General features: G+C 64.1%; 8 protein-coding genes and 2 pseudogenes. 1 reads left to right on the forward strand and 9 read right to left on the reverse strand.

The features are described from left to right. Positions 1 to 24 precede the first annotated feature (24 nt). From DCO45_RS08600 to DCO45_RS08615, 4 genes are all read right to left on the reverse strand, one after another. Entirely contained in the window at positions 25 to 1,353 is a 1,329-nt protein-coding gene (locus DCO45_RS08600) for an MFS transporter (RefSeq protein ID WP_116925451.1), read from the reverse strand. A 118-nt stretch (positions 1,354 to 1,471) separates the two neighbouring features. Continuing rightward, complete coding sequence (locus DCO45_RS08605; RefSeq protein WP_165841158.1) at positions 1,472 to 1,681, reverse strand: DUF2783 domain-containing protein; 210 nt, start codon at positions 1,679 to 1,681, stop codon at positions 1,472 to 1,474. Beyond that, entirely contained in the window at positions 1,678 to 3,387 is a 1,710-nt protein-coding gene (locus DCO45_RS08610) for an FAD-dependent oxidoreductase (RefSeq protein ID WP_243419293.1), read from the reverse strand. The genes DCO45_RS08605 and DCO45_RS08610 overlap by 4 nt, the downstream gene beginning before the upstream one ends. Before the next feature lie 5 nt (positions 3,388 to 3,392). Beyond that, on the reverse strand, positions 3,393 to 4,352 hold the full coding sequence (locus tag DCO45_RS08615) for an MBL fold metallo-hydrolase (protein WP_116925452.1): 960 nt from the start codon (positions 4,350 to 4,352) through the stop codon (positions 3,393 to 3,395). Between the two features lie 600 nt (positions 4,353 to 4,952). Here DCO45_RS08615 and DCO45_RS08620 point away from each other — a divergent pair. Beyond that, positions 4,953 to 6,974 carry an IPTL-CTERM sorting domain-containing protein gene (locus DCO45_RS08620; protein WP_133248108.1) on the forward strand — a complete coding sequence of 674 codons (2,022 nt, stop codon included), beginning with the start codon at positions 4,953 to 4,955 and terminating at the stop codon, positions 6,972 to 6,974. Positions 6,975 to 7,230: 256 nt separating this feature from the next. On the opposite strand, the gene DCO45_RS08625 is transcribed toward DCO45_RS08620, so the two are convergent. The 5 genes and pseudogenes from DCO45_RS08625 to DCO45_RS08645 form a co-directional block, all read right to left on the reverse strand. Next, positions 7,231 to 8,490, reverse strand: coding sequence for an Ig-like domain-containing protein (locus tag DCO45_RS08625; protein WP_133248109.1), 1,260 nt, complete (start codon positions 8,488 to 8,490; stop codon positions 7,231 to 7,233). A 472-nt stretch (positions 8,491 to 8,962) separates the two neighbouring features. Continuing rightward, a pseudogene (locus tag DCO45_RS08630) lies at positions 8,963 to 9,487 on the reverse strand (aldo/keto reductase); the annotation flags it as partial. Between the two features lie 330 nt (positions 9,488 to 9,817). Further along, positions 9,818 to 10,108, reverse strand: a pseudogene (locus DCO45_RS08635) (aldo/keto reductase); the annotation flags it as partial. Positions 10,109 to 10,208: 100 nt separating this feature from the next. Further along, positions 10,209 to 10,571, reverse strand: a complete 363-nt coding sequence (locus tag DCO45_RS08640; RefSeq protein WP_116925455.1) for a RidA family protein — start codon at positions 10,569 to 10,571, stop codon at positions 10,209 to 10,211. 40 nt (positions 10,572 to 10,611) lie between these two features. After that, positions 10,612 to 11,916, reverse strand: a complete 1,305-nt coding sequence (locus DCO45_RS08645; protein ID WP_116925456.1) for an FAD-binding oxidoreductase — start codon at positions 11,914 to 11,916, stop codon at positions 10,612 to 10,614. Between the last annotated feature and the right edge of the window lie 8 nt (positions 11,917 to 11,924).

The raw sequence follows: 11,924 nt of genomic DNA on the forward strand, positions 1-11,924 counted from the left end.
TGCGCTGACCCGCTTGTGCACCCGCTACTGCTGCAGATCGACCCCCATGCGCTCGCGCGTGGTGCTGACGGCGACCAGCGACACCAGGGCCAGCCCCATGATATAGATGCCGATATAGAAGGACTGGCCATAGCTGGTGATGAGCCACTGCGCAATGGAGGCGGCAAAGGCCCCGCCCAGGATGGTTCCCAGCGCATAGCCCACGGACACGCCCGAGTAGCGCACATGGGCCGGAAACATCTCTGCATAGAGCGCCGCCTGCGGGCCATAGGTGAGACCCAGCGGAATGCTCAGCAGCGCCAGCGCGACAAAGAACAGAGCCAGGCTGCCCGAATCCACCAGCCACCACATCGGCACCGCCCACAGGGCCAGCAGCACATAGCCGATCTGGAAGGTGCGCACCCGTCCAAAGCGGTCTCCCATCATGCCCCCCACCAGCGTGAACACCAGCCAGCTGAGCGAGGCGGCCATGGTCACCACCAGCAGCGGCGTGGCCGACAGGCCCAGCTTGTTGCGGCCATAGGCCACAAAGAACGCAATGAGCAAGTAGCCGGCGGCGTTGTTGCCGACAAAGATCAGCGCCGTGCGCAGCACGGTGCCGCCGTGGTGGCGGAACAGGCTGCGCAGCGGGGCGGATGAAGCGGCCTTGCGGGCATGCATCTGCTCAAAGATCGGCGACTCGCCAACGCTGCGGCGAATCAAGGTGCCGACCCCGATCAGCACGATCGACAGCAGGAACGGAATGCGCCAGCCCCAGGCCATGAACTGCTCGCTGGACATCGACGAGGTCAGGATGCTGAGCACCAAGGTGGCCAGCAGCAGGCCAATGGGCACCCCGATCTGCGGAAAGGAGCCGAAAAAGCTGCGCCGGTGGCGCGGGGCGTGTTCCACCGCCATCAGGGCCGCGCCGCCCCATTCACCGCCGGCCGAAAAGCCCTGCACCACGCGCAGCACGACCAGCAAAATGGGCGCCCATACCCCAATCTGGGCATAGGTGGGCAGCAGGCCGATGAGCATCGTTGCGCCCCCCATCAGCACCAGGGTCATCACCAGCACGGCCTTGCGGCCCAGCCGGTCACCCAGCGAGCCGCAGACGACCGCGCCCAGCGGCCGGAACAAGAACGAAATGCCGATGGTGGCGAAGGCAATGATCTGTGCCAGGGCCGGGTTGTGCTGGGCCAAAGGCCCAAAGAACAAGGTGCCCAGCACCAGGCCGGCCATCTGCGCGTAGATGAAGTAGTCATACCATTCGATGGCCGTGCCGACCAAGGTGGCAGTGAGCACCCGGCGTTCATCCGGGGTGGTGGTGCCTGCCGGCGACGCGGGCAGGCTGCTGATCGATGAATTCCCCATGTATTTGTCTCCTTTTATAAAGTGGGTCTATGCCCTATTTGCTGGCTGGCGCTGGCGCTGGCGTTGCGGCTTGCGAACAGGCCACCGAGCCCAGGGGCCAGGGGTCCCCGGGGCGCGGTCAGTCCGCCGCTTTGCCCGCAGCCGATGTGGCCAGTGCGATGGCGCTGAGCACCACGCTGCTGTCGCCAATATGGTTGGCCAGCAGCAAGATCAGCCTGGCACTGGCCTGCAGGCTTTGGGCCTCGTCCAGGCCCTCGTGCATGTGCAACAGTTGCTGGTAAATATCATCGACGCGCTCCAGGTTGGGGTGGCGGATCAGGCAGGTCATGGCCGTGCTCCTGTGGCAGTGGTGAATCGGGTGGGCAATGGGGCGGCACCGGTGCTGGCGCTGTCACAGGCGCAAGCGGTATCCAGTGCTGCTTGCAAGACGCTGGCCGCGACCGGCGCCTGAAAGCGCGCGGCCACATACTGGTCCGGGCGGATCAGGTAGCCGCAGCCCGGCGCCAGCGCATAGCGCGCCTGGAGCAGGGCCGTATCGCCCAGCGCGGCAATATCGAGCAGCTCCACGCCTGCGGGCAGGGCCTCATGCCACTGGTGGGCCAGCAGCACAAAGCGCCCCCCCAGGCGTGGCAGCAGCCAATGCCCGGCCAGTGGTGCGTCCACCGCTGGCGCGCCGGGGCACAGGCCGCCCTCCCAGGGCTGGTCATCGGCGGTGTTGAGCGCGCTGTGCGGGCAGGGGATGGCGGTGGACAGCCGCCCTGAGTTGACAAAGGGCCGGGCCCAGGTTTCGCGCGCTGCCAGCTCCAGCACCGCATTGCGCAGGGCCCTGCTGGCAGCGCTCTTGGGCGTGAGGAAGTCGGTGGAGCGGCTCGAATGCAGGATGTTCTCATCGGCCATCGCAATGGCCTCGTCGTTGTAGCTCTCCAGCAGCGCCTGCCCCGATTCCCCGCGCAGCACCCGGTCGAGCTTCCAGCCCAGGTTGTCGGTATCGGCCAGGCCGCCATTGCAGCCGCGCGCCCCAAAGGGCGATACCAGGTGGGCGCTGTCGCCTGCAAACAGCACGCGGCCATGGACAAAGCGATCCATGCGGCGGCATTGGAAGGTGTAGATACTGTGCCACTCCGTGGTAAACGGCACCCCGGGCCCCAGCATTGCGCGCACATAGCGCTCCACGTTCTCGGGCTGGGCGCAGGCCTCGCGGTCAATGCCCCAGCCAAGCTGAAAATCGAGCCGCCACAGCCCATCGGGCTGGCGGTGCATCAGCGCCGACTGGCCGGGGTTGAACGGCGGATCAAACCAGAACCAGCGCTCGGCAGGGCGTTCCTGGGGCATGCGGATGTCGGCGATGAGGAAGTTCTCCTCAAACACCCGGCCGTTGAAATCGAGCCCCATCAGACCGCGCAGCGTCGATTTGCTGCCGTCGCAGGCGATGAGCCAGTCGGCCTCCTGCGTGTAATGCTGCGCGCCCGCCTGCACGCCCAGCCGCACATGGTCCGCCAAGACCTGCAGAGACTCGATGTTCTGGCCCAGGCGCAATTTCACGTTGGGTAGGGCGCGCAGCGCATCGAGCAAGGCCTCTTCGACGTAGTACTGCTGGATATTGATAAAGCCCGGGTACTGCTGGTCCTTGATGGGCAGCATGTCGAACTGGTAAATGGGCTCGGCGCGCGCGCCCCAAAAGACCTTGCCCACGTTCCAGGTCACGCCCTTGTCCAGCAGGGTCTGGCCCACGCCCAGGCGCTCGAAGATATCGAGCGAGCGCTTGGAAAAGCAGATCGCCTTGGAGCCTCCCGGCACAAAGTCCAGCCGGCTGATGACCACGACCTCATGGCCGCGCCGCGCCAGGTCCAGCGCCATGGCCAGCCCCACCGGCCCGGCCCCGGCGATGACCACGCTGGCGCGCGGCTCCTGGCGGCTGGCTGCCGGCGTGGCCCCGATATGGCGCCACACCGGAATGCCCCGGTGCTGTGGGGTGGCGGGCGGCGCGGTGGCACTGCGCGCCTGCGCCAGGGGATGCATCGTGCTCGCTGCCATGGCGCTCACCCTTGCAGCTGGGCCCAGACGTCCCGGTCGCGCTCGGCCGTCCAGATGCGCGGCCAGCTGATGCCATCGAACTCGTCCCACAGGCGCTGCACATTGAACGGCAGGCAGTGCTCAAAAATGGGCCAGCGGCCAAACTGGGGCGCCAACGCCTGGTGGGTGGCCTCAAAAGCCTCCTTGAGCGTGCCGCCGCGCCGGTAGACCGGCCCCACCTGGTCGATCATGCCCTGGAGGAACGCGCGCGTCTGCTCGATGGCCGCGTCGCATGCCGCCTCGCCCCGGGCCACCGCGCCCCGGCCGCCGACCAGGTTCTGCGCGCGGTACTGCTTGAGCTGGTCCAGCGTTGCGCCGGCCCATTCAAAGTGGTGGGCATCGCCCGTGTACAAGGCCGCTTCGGCCTCCACCAGATCGCCCGCAAACAGGGTTTTGCTCTTGTCGTGCCAGACGACGATGTCGCCCGCCGTATGCCCCCGGCCGTTGAACTGCAGCTCCAGCGTGCCCCGCTCGCCTCCCAGCGCGATCTCGTGGCGGGTGGCAAAGGTCTGGGTCGGCCGGGTCAGGCCCGGAATGCCTTCGAACTCCTTGAACAGGCGCGGCATGCGGCCGTACTCGCTGGCCCAGTCCTGCTCGCCGCGCTCCTCGATCAGCTGGCGGGTCACGTCGCTGCTGATGATGTGCTCGGCCTCAAAGGCCGATGCGCCCAGCACGCGCACGGCATGGTAGTGCGTGAGCACCAGGTATTTGATGGGTTTTTGCGTGTGCGCCCGCAGCGTGCGCAGCCAGTCACGCGCTGCCGCTGGTGTGGCGCGCGCCTCGATCGCCACAATAAAGTCCTCGCCCTCGATCGCGCCCACATTGGGGTCGCCTTGCGCGGTCAGCGCATAGACGCCATCGCCCAGGATCTCCAGCGTCTCGGTTTTGGCCGTCATGTCGGCCGATGATGCAAACGGTTTTGCCATCGCTTTGGTGCTCCTTGGTAGTCCATCCATGGTGTTCATCCACACAAACGCGGCTGCCTGCCAAGCCAAGCCCGGCCCTTGCCACAGCGTCTGCGCCCATGCCAACCAGTCTGCTGTGGCTATCCAGCGCTGTCTGTCCCTAGGTCTATGGACAGGCAGCACAGATCGGGCAATACGGTGTTGATTCGCCTCAGATTTTTTGCGAGCACACGGGTATATCCCTAGCTTTGTGAAACCTTGCGTGGGTACAACCGCTGCGCTGTGCACTGGCTGCTCTGGGCCGTCCGTGCTGCGGCGCCCACGCCGGCCACCCCTGATCGCCCGCCGATTTCCAATGATGCTTTTAATCAATTAACAACAAAATTGCAATAGATTGCATTTGATCGTTTGGTAAATTTTCCTAATAGCTTTTGAATATGTATGATCACCTCTCACACGATGTCTCTGCAACGCAAGCCCGCCACCTTCCTGCTTGGTGCGCCACCGGGCTATGCAACCGCAGGCGCTTGCAAGAGCCAGCTGCAACAGCCGCTCGGGAGACGCTCCATCGGTTTGCCTTGCAGATCTGTTTTTTAGATGGACAAGTTCAGAGAGGACGAAATGAAGAATTTCCCCCATTTTTTCAGGCTATGCCTGGCGGCTTTGTTGCTAAGCGCGGGTGCGCAGCAGGCCTGGGCACAAAAGGTGCTGCTGCTGACGACCAATATCACGGGTGCCAATGCGGAGGGCGCTCCTGAGCGTGTGGGCTTCGACAACCTGCAAAGTGAATTTACTTCGCAACTGGCCAACCCCAGTGATCTGACGCGCCTGTCGGTGCTGAACACTGCAGGCTCCATCTCGCAGCGCACCTTTACCGATGCGCCAGCGCCTTATGACATTGTCATCGTCGCCAGCGGGGCTAAGGCGATAGATCCCTCCAATTGGGCCGTATTGCAAGATGCGATAGCCAACCGCTGGGCCAATTCCATCGTGTTCTTTGTCGATGGGTGCTGTGATGCACAGAATGGAGGCAATGCGCGGCGACTGGTCGCCACCTTGAATGGCGGCGCAGGAACCGCCTTCTCCCTCGGAAGTTCTGCCTGGCGCTTTGCCCGGTTTCCGCTCAACACCAATTCTCCTTTTGCCCCCTCGTTTGCGGGCTTGAGTCCTTTTGCAGGCGGCGATATCACCTATATCAACCAGGTGCCTGCGAACAACGCGCTCTATTTGGCAACGGGTACCGCGCCAGGCAATTTTCCACCGGCTGGCACCTCCCCAGTCGATGATGTTTATGGACTGCTAATCCCTACCGCCGAATCCAACCAAGGTACGGGCGCCTGTGTGTTCGCGGTGGTGGATGTGTCGCCGTTCGTATCGGCATTCGCTGGTTACCCCACCTGGACTGAAAACCGAGGCAAGGTGGGCCCCGCCTTCCTTCATGCCGCGACCTCAGAGACTGGCGCCTGCGGCCTGCCCAAGGTCAGCAAAAGCTTTGACAAAAGCGATATCTACCTGGGCGGTAGCGACAACAGCACCGTGCTGACGATCGATCTGTCCAATGGCACGCGCGACCCTATCATCCATGTCGATATGACCGACAACCTGCCAGCGCCTTTGGTGGTGGGGGCAGGCACCGTCGGCAATACCTGCACGGGCGGCAGCCTCAGTGCCGTCGCTGGCGCCAATGTCATCCGCAGCAGCGGTGTGACCATTCCGCCCGGCGGCTGCAGCATCACGGTGCCGGTGGTCTGGCCCAACACCGATGCTGGCCGCCAGGCTTGCGTGAACACCCCGGTGCTGACCAACACCATCACGCCGGGCACAGACTTTGTCTCGCCGATTGGCCAGGTCAACACGCCAGCGACGGCCACGCTGGCCTGCCAGCCCGCGCAACTCTCCATCGCCAAGCAAGTGGTCTGGCCGGCAAACATCACGCCGGTGGATCTGACCGGCAGCAGCTTCCCCGTCTCGGTGCTCTGCACCGGCAGCGACGGGCTGGCCTTGCCCGCGATCGACACCTCGATCACGCTGGATACGCCCAAGACCGGCAGTGTCACCGTCACGCCAGTGATCGCCAGCGGCAGCTGCGTGGTGACCGAGGGCACACGCCCCGCGCCCCCCGCCAACCATATCTGGGTGGAAGACCCGGCGCCCAGCGTCTCGGTCGCGATGGCCGCGCCGCCAGCGGCCAACCATGCGCTGCTGGTCAACACCTTGGCACGTGCCAATACCGACATCACCATCAGCATTACCGTGACCGGTGGCCCGGCAGCGGGCATCAGCGGCAGCTTTGGCTATACCGCCAACTGCGGTGCCGATGGCAGCTTTAGCGCCACCGTGAACCTGAGCGGCAGCAGCGCTGGAGCCATTGCCATCACCAATGTGCCTGTGGGTGCCAACTGCACGGTAGAACAAACGCCCACCATGCCAGCGGCCCCCGCAGACTATGTCTGGAGCGAGACGCTGCCGGTATCGGTGGGTCTGGTGACTGGCGCCAGCGGCAACACGGCATCCTTTGTCTACACCCTTGTGCGCACGGTGCCCGCCGTGCCCGCTGCCGTGCCTACGCTGCAGCAATGGGCGCTGGTGGCGCTGTCGCTGATGCTGCTGGGCGCTGCCACGCTGCGCCGGCGCCAGGGCTGAATGCACTAAGCCTCTGCGCGGCAGCAGGGGCTAGGTGGCCCATTCCACCGGGGCCGCTGAGCGCCGATACGCCAAACCGCCGGGGCAGCTGCCCCGGCTTTTTTGTGCCCGCGCCAGGGCGCCGTAGCGGCGACGGCGCTCTGGGCACCAGCGATAAAAATGCCCCGGGCGCAGGCCACGGGGCATTGACTATGACGGAGCAGGGTGGCCGTGCAGCGCACCCTGGGGTCTTGCTAGGCCGCGACGCGCCGCAGACTCAGACCAGTTTTCGGCGGGCAAGGCCGACCAGCAGCAAACCCAGGCCCGCCAGCGCCAGGGGGTGGCCGACCGGCACCGCCTTGGGCACGACCACTACGGGGGCAGTCACCTCCAAGGTGACGGTGGCCGTATCGCATTGCGTGGCCTGCACGGTGCTGCAGATCTGGTAGCTCACCGTGTAGGCGCCCGGCGTGGCGGTCGCGCCAATCAGCACATTGCCATCGGGCGTGACGGTGATGCCGGTGGGCCAGGTGCCCACGGGCGTCAGGGCCACATTGCTGGTGGTGGCGGGTGCCGCATCGACCGTGTCATTGGCCAGCACATTGACAGCGGTGACCGTGCCGCTGGTGGGGCGGGTGATGGCGGGGGCGGCGTCATTTACGGCATCGACACCAATCAGCTGCACACCGCCAATGCCCTTGAAGGCAAAGATAAAGGTGTTGGGCGTGCCATCGGTGTTCGGGGTGCCGGGAGGGTTCTCACTGGGCTTGCCCAGCGAATAGGCCTCGGCGCCAAAGCTGCCCAATGCGGCCAGCGCATCGACCTGGTTGCCCGCAACGCCGTAGCCGATGGTGAATTCGACCTTGGCGCCGGGCGCAATGGTGCCAAAGTTGAAGCGAAAGTGCGCGCCGTGGTCGGTCGGTCCACTGTCCACCACATCCTGGTCGACAAACAGGATGCCTGAATCGCTCTCGAGCGGGTCGGCCGTATGGAAGCCGTTGTCGCTGGAGAAGACCAGCGCCGTGCTGCTGCCGCGCTGGATGGTGGTGTATTCGTTGAACTGGGTGGGGAAAACATCCCAGTCCATCGCGCGGCCATACAGCGCCTCGACCGGTGCGGACGAGATGTTTTCGATTGTGACCTTGACTTCGTAAATATTGCTGGTGGCCGTAGAAGGCGCGAAAGCGTGGGTCACGCGGAAGGTGCCAAAGGCATTGGCCACGGCGGTTGCGGTCGTGGCCGTAGAGGTGAACGACTCTGACGTAATCCCTTGGATGCCCACGCTGGCGCCGGTAAATCCCGACGTATTGCTCAGGGCATCGGCAATGCCCCAGGCCTCGCAATAGCACCCTGGTGTCAGACCATCGGCGCCGTTGGCCAAATAGGTGATGCCCGTCAGTGGCGATATTTCTTCGGGCATCAACGAGCCATCGTTGCGCACCCCCACCCGCAAGGTGCCGTTGTCGATATTGGCCTGGGCCAAAACGATGGCTGGCACGCTGACCAGCACTCCCGCCAACAGTTGTCCTAGTTTCATGCTCTCACCTCATTTAGTATTTAAATTTATGATGAGGTTTTTTATCATAGTTATAAGAGATGAGAAAATTACTATACCAAACGCATAGAGCTATCAATAGTCCATAAAAACAAGTACTTATGCATATTTCTAAATTCAATTTTCTAAAAGAATGTGATTATTCACTTTGTTAAAGATTGTCAAAATCTTGCTATCAAATATTCTTGATATAGGTCATGAAAATGGGATTGCAACGCATTGCAATGCCTGCGCATTTGATGCGCAAGGCGAGAGGAGAAGTCGTCGTTTTTGACCTGTAGAGGGGGCGCAATGCTGGCTGCAGCACATTCCGCCCATTGATGGGCGGTATTTATGTGGGTGGCCGGCTGCATATGGCTGCATATGGCTGTTGATGGCCGCCTGAGCGCAGCGCTGGCATAGGCCCCTGGGGTGTTGCACCCGCACGCGCCACTTGGGGCGATGGCCGCAAGTGTCAACGGCTGAACCGACTGGCCAGATGGCCAAGGTAGCGTGCGCCTTCAATCGCCATGCTGCCCAGCGCATCGACCAGCGCCTGGTTGGCCTGGCGCGCCTCGGTGCTAAAGCGCGGCACGATGTTGCGAAAATCATCCGGGCTGAAGGCGGTGTCTGCCTGGATCGCTCCGGTAAAAAAGCCCTTGCCCAGCGGGCTGAAGGGTACGAAGCCGATGCCCAGCTCTTCGAGCAGCGGCAAGGTGGCCTGCTCGGGCTCGCGCCACCACAGCAAATATTCGCTTTGCAGCGCTGCAACTGGCTGCACCGCATGGGCGCGGCGGATCGAATCGACGCCGGCTTCGGACAGGCCAAAGTAGCGGACCTTGCCCTCGGCAATCAGGTCTTTGACGGCACCGGCTACCTCTTCCATCGGCACGGCAGGATCGACGCGGTGCTGGTAGAGCAGATCGATAGGGTCCGTGCGCAGGCGCTGCAGCGAGGCATGGACCACCGCGCGGATGCGCTCGGGCCGGCTGTCGAGCCCGGCCTTAGAACCTGTTCAAAGTCACTACGCAGCCGCGTTGGAGTGCAATCGGGATGAGTTCGAAGGGATGGAACGCAGCTTGCACCGGGGTGCAAGCAAGGGCCAGCGCGCAGAAATCGCCCGATTTCACTCCAACCCTTAGGGACAGTGGCTTTGCGCTGCCCGGGAAGGGGCGCCCGGCTAGGGCCGCCCGGGCAGGGGCGGTCTGCGTCGTTGCAAATCCTCGCAATAGCTGGGCTATTGCTGCGGTATTGCGCGGCTGGGCGCCCCCCTCGCATCCCATCCCGCAAAGACACTGTCGCGGCGCGAGGAGACTTTGAACAGGTTCTTAGAGTCACCATCCTTGAAGCCAAACTTGGTGGCAATCACCACCTGGTTGCGCACCGGCGCCAGTGCTTCGCCAACCATCTCTTCGTTCAAGGCGCCATAGGCCTCGGCCGTGTCAAAAAAGGTGACGCCCTGCGCGGCGGCATCGCGGATCAGCTGCACGCCTGCGCTGCGGCTAACCCCGGGGCCATAGCCAAAGCTCAAGCCCATGCAGCCCAGGCCGAGGGCGGAGACCTGCAGGCCGCTGCGACTGAGTGGGCGGGCTGGGATGGGGGTGTGGGTATCAGAGTTCATGCCTATCAACGTAGGTATGTAGCCCCGTGATGACTAGACGGCTGGCATGGCCCGCCATCATGAGCGGGGCTCATCAATGGCGGGCGCCATGCCGGCGGCATCAAGTGGCCGCGCTGGCCACCACGCAAATCTCGATCAGCTTGGCCGGGCTGGCCAGGCGCGCTTCCACCGTCGCGCGGGCCGGTGCATGGCCAGCGGCGACCCACTGGTCCCAGACCACATTCATCTCGGCGAAGTGGCGCATATCGGCCAGGTAGATCTGGCAGCTCAGGATGCGCTCCTTGTGGCTGCCATGCTCGGCCAGCAGGCGGTCAATCTTGGCAAGCACCTCTTGGGTCTGGCCGCTGATGCCGGCATCGACCTGGTCGGCCACCTGGCCGGCCAGGTACAAGGTGTGGTCGTGGCGCACGACCTGGGACATGCGGTGGTTGCCGCCGATGCGGGTGATGGTGTTGTTGCTCATGGGGTGTTCTCCTGAATGGTGGCAAAAGGCGGGTGCTTTATCAGCGCTCAATGCCGGCCTTGTATTTCTGGTACTGGATGGTGCTGACCACGGCGATGCGGCGCAGCGGCTCGGGTGGCAGCCAGCTGGGGCGCTCAAAGCCCAGCGCATCGGCCAGTTGGGGCGACTGCTGGCCGCAGGCCATCTCGCCGAGCAGCTTGCCGAACATGCTGCCCTTGAGCATGCCCGCGCCATTGCAGCCGATGGAAATGTAGAGGCCATCGCCCACCTGGCCAAAGTAGAGCGCGCCGTTGCGGGTGAGAGCGGTGACGCCGCCCCAGACCAGCGGCAGCGCATGCGAGCGCATCTGCGGGTAGCGCATCTGGTAGCAGCCCTGCAGCGCTTGGCGCACTTCGGCGAGCGGCTCTTCGCTGTCGTACGAGTACGAGCTGCGCACCATGAAGCGCCCGCCCGCGACCTTGCGCAACGTGGTGCCCAGGCGGTTGGCGGGGATCACACCCCATTCCGGCGCGGGGCCCAGTTTTTTCAGCTCGTCCTCGTCCAGCGGCTCGGTCAGGCCCGCGTAGGTGTAGATGGTGAACACGCGGTCACGCGCAAAGCCGAGCTTGCGGGCAAAGCCGTTGTTGGCGATGACGATGCGCGGGGCGCTCAGCTCGGCCGTGGCGGTGCGCACGCGGTGGGGCTTGCCCTCGTGCAGCGACAGCACGGGCTCGCCCTCCCAGAGCTGTACATTGGCGGGCAGGCTGTCGGCCAGGCCGCGCACCAGGGCGGCGGGCTGCACAAAGACGTTGTTGTCCGAGTGGTAGCCGTAGTGGTAGTGCGTGGTGCCCAGCTGCTGCTGCAAGGCATCGCGCTCCAGCTCGGTATAGGCGACGCCCCAGTCCTGGTACTGCTGGAGCGTGCTTTTGAGGCGGGCGGCACCATCGGGCGTGGCGGCTGCGTGGTACTTGCCCACAGGGTTCCAGCCGCAGCCGATCTGGTGCTGGTCGATCAGCGATTTGAGCCAGGCCAGACCGGTGTTGTAGAGCGCAATCTGCTTGCGCGCCACCTCGATGGGGCTGCCATGGCCGGACATGCCGGTGTTGTGCGGCAGGTTGATCAAAAAGCCCGAGTTGCGGCCCGAGGAGCCGTCGCCCACGGTGCTGGCATCGACCAGCAGCACGCGTGCCTGGGGCTCGAGCTCAGCAATGCGACGGGCAGCGGCCAGGCCGGTGACGCCGGCGCCAATGACGATGGCATCAAAGTGCCGCTCCGTGGGCGCCTGCGTGTGGGCCTGCCTTTTGGGGAGCAAGGTATTCCAGCCCGAGCCCGCTTGGTAGCTCGGGAAAGTAGGTTGCTTGGACATGGGGTGGT

Origin of the sequence: Comamonas sp. JNW (genome assembly GCF_003105075.1) — a bacterium.
GTDB classification, from domain to species: Bacteria; Pseudomonadota; Gammaproteobacteria; order Burkholderiales; family Burkholderiaceae_C; genus Comamonas; species Comamonas squillarum.

Bases quoted from the DNA above. Each gene is read 5' to 3' on its own strand.
- DCO45_RS08600 (WP_116925451.1), bottom strand. From the start codon at position 1,353: ATGGGGAATTCATCGATCAGCAGCCTGCCCGCGTCGCCGGCAGGCACC.
- DCO45_RS08605 (WP_165841158.1), bottom strand. From the start codon at position 1,681: ATGACCTGCCTGATCCGCCACCCCAACCTGGAGCGCGTCGATGATATT.
- DCO45_RS08610 (WP_243419293.1), bottom strand. From the start codon at position 3,387: ATGGCAGCGAGCACGATGCATCCCCTGGCGCAGGCGCGCAGTGCCACC.
- DCO45_RS08615 (WP_116925452.1), bottom strand. From the start codon at position 4,352: ATGGCAAAACCGTTTGCATCATCGGCCGACATGACGGCCAAAACCGAG.
- DCO45_RS08620 (WP_133248108.1), top strand. From the start codon at position 4,953: ATGAAGAATTTCCCCCATTTTTTCAGGCTATGCCTGGCGGCTTTGTTG.
- DCO45_RS08625 (WP_133248109.1), bottom strand. From the start codon at position 8,490: ATGAAACTAGGACAACTGTTGGCGGGAGTGCTGGTCAGCGTGCCAGCC.
- DCO45_RS08640 (WP_116925455.1), bottom strand. From the start codon at position 10,571: ATGAGCAACAACACCATCACCCGCATCGGCGGCAACCACCGCATGTCC.
- DCO45_RS08645 (WP_116925456.1), bottom strand. From the start codon at position 11,916: ATGTCCAAGCAACCTACTTTCCCGAGCTACCAAGCGGGCTCGGGCTGG.